Genomic DNA, 919 nt, shown 5'->3' with positions numbered 1-919 from the left:
GGATCAAGGGTGGGTCAATGCGGGCAAGGCAAAAGGGCGGGTGGTGGATTTGACCCACAACCTTAACGAGGCGGTCTATCGTGAGCTGCGGCTGCGCTATCTGCACTACAGTGCCTACCCGGCCCTTGCGTTTAGCTCCAACAAGGTTGGCCCCAGCGACCGACCACTGGCCGAGCGCGAGCAACGCCAAATCAATGCCAATGACCGAGGGGGTTTCTGATGCGGCGACTGACGTTATTACTGCTGCTTGTGCCGTTGCTGGCGGCCTGCCAACGTGGCCCCCGAGAACTAGAGTGGGACCATATGGTGGGCTCAAATGCCGATGAGATTTGGGTGAACTGAGGTAGACCTCCATCGTGGCGATAAGCTAGTGAATGCCTCGATCGATGGTACTGCAGGATTTGTTGATCCTAAGGCATTAAAAGAAAAGGATTATATCTGGCGCATAGGCAAGGGACGTAATGGCGTTTCCGCCGCCCCAGACCGAGTGTCGATGGAGTGGGTCTCGTATCACGATAAAAAGCGCTATGGCATAACCTTGCCATTGCCAAGTAACCTCGAAACGTTGTTGGCCCAGCGTTATCGGGTAAAAGTAGGTAACGAATGGCGTATTGTTCGCCGCAAAAAGATTGGTATAGGCATGGCTCCTGGTGGCTATGTGGAGGTGTACCTGCGAAATGTTAATGTCACCCCCGATATTCTATTGGCCAGAGGGATCGCCCCTGAAATCACCGATGATGCCTATCCCTATGATTACCCTCTCGCTCATGAATATAAAGAAAGTTGGGAAGCGTTTGATAAAGAGTTTGGCGAAGCGTACCGCCAATACCCCATTCCCACGGGCATGGCGTGGGCCCCCATCATGGATGGCTATCGCGCCGCGCAGCCAAAAACCGATACCGAGCCAGTCAATTAAAGA

The 919-nt window shown here is 53.6% G+C and carries 2 pseudogenes; both read left to right on the top strand.

The features are described 5' to 3' along the window. A pseudogene (locus tag CUC53_RS17775) lies at positions 1-220 on the top strand (DUF2235 domain-containing protein); the annotation flags it as partial. Next, positions 220-916: pseudogene (locus tag CUC53_RS17770) on the top strand (DUF2931 family protein). The pseudogenes CUC53_RS17775 and CUC53_RS17770, both read left to right, overlap by 1 nt. Positions 917-919: the final 3 nt, after the last annotated feature.

Source organism: Aeromonas cavernicola, from assembly GCF_002795305.1.
GTDB classification, from domain to species: Bacteria; Pseudomonadota; Gammaproteobacteria; order Enterobacterales; family Aeromonadaceae; genus Aeromonas; species Aeromonas cavernicola.
This window is presented reverse-complemented; position numbering and strand designations above follow the sequence as displayed.